Annotated in this window: 5 protein-coding genes; all 5 read left to right on the forward strand. The window is 48.1% G+C overall.

Translation table 11 applies throughout. The features are described from left to right. The first annotated feature begins 8 nt into the window (after positions 1-8). Complete coding sequence (locus GC097_RS29385; RefSeq protein ID WP_171686828.1) at positions 9-1,508, forward strand: glycoside hydrolase family 32 protein; 1,500 nt, start codon at positions 9-11, stop codon at positions 1,506-1,508. A 55-nt stretch (positions 1,509-1,563) separates the two neighbouring features. After that, positions 1,564-3,186 carry a response regulator transcription factor gene (locus tag GC097_RS29390; protein ID WP_171686829.1) on the forward strand — a complete coding sequence of 541 codons (1,623 nt, stop codon included), beginning with the start codon at positions 1,564-1,566 and terminating at the stop codon, positions 3,184-3,186. A gap of 4 nt (positions 3,187-3,190) precedes the next feature. After that, entirely contained in the window at positions 3,191-4,084 is an 894-nt protein-coding gene (locus tag GC097_RS29395) for an ROK family protein (protein WP_281364395.1), read from the forward strand. A gap of 232 nt (positions 4,085-4,316) precedes the next feature. Next, positions 4,317-5,099 (forward strand): putative protein N(5)-glutamine methyltransferase, encoded by a 783-nt coding sequence (locus tag GC097_RS29400; RefSeq protein WP_171686831.1) that lies wholly within the window; start codon positions 4,317-4,319, stop codon positions 5,097-5,099. A gap of 115 nt (positions 5,100-5,214) precedes the next feature. Beyond that, positions 5,215-5,763, forward strand: a complete 549-nt coding sequence (locus GC097_RS29405) for a GNAT family N-acetyltransferase (protein ID WP_171686832.1) — start codon at positions 5,215-5,217, stop codon at positions 5,761-5,763. Positions 5,764-6,178: the final 415 nt, after the last annotated feature.

A 6,178-nucleotide genomic window follows, 5' to 3' on the forward strand; every position in this document is an offset into this window, starting at 1 on the left:
GTAGTTGTATGACGAACGACTTGACGAACGAATTGTACAGGCCGCAATTTCACTTTTCTCCTCAGCTTAATTGGATGAACGATCCGAACGGACTCGTCTATTTTGATGGCGAATATCATTTGTTTTATCAATATCATCCTCATGGAACGACATGGGGACCGATGCATTGGGGCCATGCGATCAGCAGGGACCTTGTGCACTGGGAGCATGCTCCGATTGCTTTGGAACCCGATGAGCACGGGCAAATTTTTTCCGGCAGCGCTGTTGTGGATTGGCAGGATACGAGCGGTTTTTTTGACGGAGAAGCCGGATTGGTCGCTATTTTTACGCATCATGATCAAGAACCGGACAGCGGTGTTCCAAGGGAACGCCAAAGCTTGGCTTACAGCCGGGATTCCGGCAGAACCTGGACCAAATACAGCGGCAACCCAGTGCTGACCGATGCGAGGTTTCCGGATTTCCGCGACCCTAAGGTGTTCTGGCATACACAAACAAATCAATGGATCATGATACTGGCCTCCGGCCAAACGGTAAGCATTTATCATTCGGCGAATTTGAAGGAGTGGTCCTTTGCCAGTCAATTTGGAGAGGGAGAAGGGGCGCATATCGGTGTCTGGGAATGTCCCGATTTATTCGAGCTGGCGATAGACGGCGATCCTGCGCGAACGAAATGGGTCATGCTGGTCTCCATCGGCAATTCCCCGGAATATCCCGAAGGCTCCAGAACACAGTACTTTATCGGAGATTTCGACGGTACGGTGTTTAAGAACGATGCCTCTCCCGAAACGGTAGCATGGCTCGATGGCGGGAGAGATAATTACGCGGGAGTCAGTTGGTCGGATATTCCGGCTAAGGATGGCCGCCGCATCTATATCGGATGGATGAGCAACTGGAAATACGCGCAAGTGACGCCAACGACAAGCTGGCGCAGCGCAATGACACTCCCAAGAACGCTAGGCTTAAAAAGCCGCAAGGATCAAATCATTTTTGTGCAGCAGCCTGTCCATGAACTAAACCAGTTGAAATTAGACACTTCTAACTGGGAGGATACGATTGTGGAGCCCGGTCAAAGCGCGCTGCCCGTATTTGATCTTTCGTGCTTTGTGATAGAGGCCGAGTTTGAGCTGCAGACTGCCGCGGAATTTGGATTCAAAGTCCGGACATCCGGTTTATCTGAAACTATGGTAGGCTATGAAGTAGAAAAGCAAGAGGTTTTCGTCGACCGTTCTCGTTCCGGCGAAGATGCCTTCCATGCGGATTTCTCAGGCAGACATGTGGTCAAGGCGGAAGCGCAGGAGCGGCGCCTCAAGCTGCACATTTGGGTGGATACGTCATCGATCGAAGTGTTTGCAGGCGAAGGGGAAGCCGTTATTACCGATTTAATATTTCCTGGGAAAGAAGAGAAAAGTCTGGAGATCTATTCGCTTCAAGGAACTGTTAGATTGATCTCGCTAAACATATCTCCGCTGAAGAGCATTTGGACATATACCGGGGTCCCCGCAAAGTAACTGGACTAGGGATCTTTGATCGGAGATCAAGGTCTCACATTTTTAGGAGGCTTGCATGCAAAACATTCTGGTAGTGGATGATGAGGCCATACAGCGAAGAGTACTCGCCAAAATGATCAGGGAAGCCAGACCTAACTGTCAAGTGTTGGAAGCCAAAAACGGTCAAGAAGCCTTAGAGATCATCCACCGTGATGACATCGATATTGTGTTCACGGATATTAAGATGCCTATACTGGACGGTTTAGAGCTGATTGAGAAGATGAATGCTTCATCGCATGATATCAAGGTGATTATACTCAGCGGATACCGATATTTTGAATATGCGCAAAAGGCGATTCAACTAGGGGCCTTTGACTATTTGGTGAAGCCCGTGAAAGAGGAAAGCATAGCCCAAACCTTGGAGAAAGTGGAGAGCAGCATTCGAAAAGAACAAACGAATCTGCTCGAAAACGAAGAAATCAAGCAGCAGTTGAACAGGACCTTATCCGTTTATTATGAACGTCTTCTCACTGACTGGGTAACGGGAGGGATAGCCGAGTCCAAATGCACAGAGATTCGTCAACAATTTTCCCTGGAAAACAGGGGGATCGTCATTGCCGCTAAACTGAACGATGAAAGTCTGCTGATGGAACCGCTCTATAGTGTGGATCGCATGAAAAGCGTTATGTTAAGCGGGATGGAAGACCGGAGCAGCAGTATCGGTCCTTCCGTCTCGTTCTTCTCCGGTGAGGACAAGGGTCTGTTGATCACGGTGCTGACCATGGATCGGCCGTATGCCGAAGAAAGCGAGACGTTGACGAAGCTGTTGAAAGAGTTCGCGGCACAAACGTTCGAGCAATTCGGGATCACTTTGACGATCGGGATTGGAGAGGAACGAAGCCATCTGTTCCAGGAAGCGAGACATTCCTGCAAAGAAGCGCTGACAGCGGCTTCTTTTCGCTACTTTTTGCCTGCACAAGATGTGATTCGGTTTTCGGATATTAGCGGCCTTATTCGCCCCATGCATTATGATTATTTGAAAGAGGAAGAACTGTTCAAGGAATCTATCCGTAAAACGAAGAGCGAGCAGATCGTTAAACATGTCGATGAATGGTTTGAGCGTATCCTGAAGAATGGATTCCCTTATCCCGATCAATGGAATAAAGCTGTCATTCGTATGGTATCCAGCACAGCTTCTGTCATTAAAGACTTTGTGACGGACCAGGATTATACAGATATTCTGGTTAAAGCCGAAACTCAGCTGTCTGCCAGCAGTGATTATGTAAGTTGTAAAAGCCGATTTCAGGAAACGCTCATGCTGTTTATGGACATCCTCCTGAAGAGCCGTTCCAAAAAACACGAATCCGTTATTGAAACGTGCGTTCATTATCTGGAGATGCACTATATGGAGGACTTGTCCCTGGATCGGGTAGCGAATCATTTGTTTTTTAGCCCGAATTATTTGAGCCTGATATTCAAAAACCATTTGGGGATGACATTCAGTAAATATTTGACCGACATGCGGATTAAGAAAGGGATTGAATTGCTTCAAAACAGCACCCTGAAAGTTTACGAAATTGCACCCAGAGTCGGTTTTAAGGATGAAAAGTACTTCTATAGAGTGTTTAAGAGTCGATTCGGAGTGACTCCCGACGAATATCGCAGGAATATTCATTTGAACAAGAAGGAGGTATATTGAGATGCTGCGTATTGGAGCCATTGAAGCTGGAGGGACTAAGTTCGTTTGCGGGATTGGGAATGACTCCGGCGTTATTGAGGATCAAATTAGTTTTCCAACGGAACGTCCGGAGCAGACTTTAGAAAAAGTGATCAACTATTTTACGGATAAAAATGTGGCGGCAATTGGAATAGGATCGTTTGGACCTATTAATGTCGACCCTAACAGCCCTACCTATGGCTATGTTACTACGACGCCTAAACCGGGATGGGCTAATTATGATTTTCTAGGTACATTGAAGCAAGTTTTCGATGTACCCTTCGGATGGGACACGGATGTCAATGCTGCGGCGTTTGGAGAAGCGAAATGGGGAGCTGCCCAAGGGCTTGACAGCTGCGTATATTACACGATTGGAACCGGAATCGGAGTAGGCGTGTATATGGAGGGGCGCTTGGTTCATGGACTCGTGCATCCCGAAGGCGGTCATGTGTTGGTCAGACGTCATAAGGAAGACCCTTTCGAGGGAATATGCACGTATCATGGTGATTGCTTTGAGGGGCTGGCTGCGGGTCCGGCTATTGAGAAGCGGTGGCATTTGAAAGGAAACGAGCTGCCGGCAGATCATCCTGCATGGGATTTAGAAGCTTATTATATTGCGCAATCCATAAGTTCGACGATATTAATGCTGTCGCCGAAAATCGTCATTTTGGGTGGTGGTGTCATGCACCAAAAGCAATTATTTCCAATGATTCGTTCCTATGTCCAAAGGAATTTGAACGGTTACATCAACACTACGGCTTTGCTGGAGGATATTAACAGCTATATCGTAGCTCCAGGTTTAGGGAATAATGCCGGCTTGTGCGGAGCGCTTGCCTTGGGCGTGGAGGCTTTAGTGAGGTTTAATGAAAGTAGACGTTGATTAGATTGTAGGACAAATTCATGATGGGATTAGAAGGATCTTCAAACCATCATACCACTGCCCACCACCAAGGCACCAATCGAGCCACCCACAAAGGCGCCCAGCAAGCCCCCCACCTGCACCCCCGCCATCCGCTCGGTAGTATAGTTTCTTATAATCAATTAGTAACTGTCCGGCCGTCTGAACTGAGGATAAAATGATTGATATACAATAAGATTGTGGGGACTTATTCATGAAGGATATCAATTTTGATCATATTGTCACCAGACTTCGGGCTGCCGGGTGTGTTTTTGCCGAAGATGAGGCCCGGATGCTTATTTCAGCAGCCGGAACGCCGGATGAGCTTGACGCAATGGTTGGTCGGCGTGCACAGGGCTTTCCGCTTGAGCACGTCATAGGATGGGCGGAATTCTGCGGTCTGCGGATAACGGTGGACCCGGGAGTTTTTATCCCTCGCCACCGTACGGAGTTTCTCGTTCGTCAGGCTGCTGAAATTGCCAAGTCAGGAGCCGTCGTCGTTGACCTATGCTGCGGTTCGGGCGCGTTGGGCGCTGCGCTGGCTGCAACATTGGAACGGATTGAGCTGTATGCAGCGGACATTGACCCGGTGGCAGTTCGGTGTGCACGCCGCAATCTTGCAGCCGCCGGCGGTCGTGTGTACGAAGGCGATCTTTTCGAGGCGCTGCCTGCGACATTGCTTAACAGTATCGACATCTTGCTCGCAAACGTCCCCTACGTACCAACCGAGTCTATCGAGCTTCTCTCCGCTGAAGCCCGTGTTCATGAAGCTCGGATTGCGCTTGACGGGGGGACGGATGGGCTTGATGTGCAGCGAAGGGTGGCGCTGGCCGCACCACTCTGGCTGGCGCCGGGAGGCCACCTGCTGGTGGAGGTCAGCGAACGGCAGGCGCCGCAGGCTGTCGAGATTTTTGCTCGCAGCGGGCTAATCCCGTCGGTTGCCAGATTCGACGAGCTGGATGCTACCGTCATCGTTGGAACAAAACCCGCCTTCTAGAGCGGATTTGACTGCTGACAGGTCAGGTGAATCTTGACTGGGAACAAATGTTCTGGTAACATTTTAAAAAGATTAGAAGTATTTGCAGCATGGAAGCCATTCTGAGATGAGGGGAATGTTGGAACAAATGAAAGCACCTCATGTAAAGCTAAAGATTTGGTCGGATGATAACCTTGATTTACTTCGTTTGATCAATGCTCCTGAAATGATGGAACATCTCGGAGGTCCGGAAACGGAAGAGCAAATTGTAAATCGGCACAAACGGTATCTTGAGATCGACGGAAAAGGGAGCGGCCGCATGTTTAGCATTGTGCTGCTGCCTGGAAACGAAACCGTCGGCAGTGTTGGTTACTGGGATAGCATGTGGAAAGGCGAGAGCGTGTACGAGATTGGCTGGAGTGTCTTACCGTCATTTCAAGGCAGGGGAATTGCGACCGCAGCCGTCGCAGAAGCTATTGCAGATGCAAAAGTTGAGAGAAAGCATAAGTATATTCACGCATTCCCGTCCATTAACAACCCGGCGTCCAACGCAGTATGTCAAAAGCTCGGCTTTCAATTGATGAGTAATTGCGAATTTGAGTACCCTCCAGGAAACTTCATGCAATGTAACGACTGGAGACTGGAAGTAGATGCGGCTAATATTGTTTCTGATGAAAGGTTGTAATACTTTTAAATCCATGGTATATTGCAAATCCACCATTTAACGCGAATGCATTCCTTGGATGGACATCTTAAATAAACAACATCGAGCAGTTAAGATGATCGTTGTTGAAAGTTTTAAAAAAGATAAAAAAAACACTTGCAATTGATTTTTGTACATGGTATATTACTTCTCGCTGCTTCGGGAACGCGGCAGTGAATGAAAGAAATTGATCTTTGAAAACTGAACAACGAGTGAGTAAGCACAGTCGAGTAATCGACTATAAATGAGATTGTAAAATCTCGCTAGCAAGTCAATTGAGCACAAATCAGCAACCCTTAGGGGCCCCCGGAAAGTAATCGGAATTCTCTTCGGAGCTTTCGCTTCACTTTATGGGGTAATATAGGGATCTTTGATCGTAGATCAAAGTCTCTCACTA

The organism is Paenibacillus planticolens, assembly GCF_013141725.1.
Lineage (GTDB): Bacteria > Bacillota > Bacilli > Paenibacillales > NBRC-103111 > Paenibacillus_E > Paenibacillus_E planticolens.

Excerpts from the sequence above, each read along its gene's own strand:
- GC097_RS29405 (WP_171686832.1), top strand. The coding sequence starts at position 5,215 with ATGTTGGAACAAATGAAAGCACCTCATGTAAAGCTAAAGATTTGGTCG.
- GC097_RS29385 (WP_171686828.1), top strand. The coding sequence starts at position 9 with ATGACGAACGACTTGACGAACGAATTGTACAGGCCGCAATTTCACTTT.
- GC097_RS29390 (WP_171686829.1), top strand. The coding sequence starts at position 1,564 with ATGCAAAACATTCTGGTAGTGGATGATGAGGCCATACAGCGAAGAGTA.
- GC097_RS29400 (WP_171686831.1), top strand. The coding sequence starts at position 4,317 with ATGAAGGATATCAATTTTGATCATATTGTCACCAGACTTCGGGCTGCC.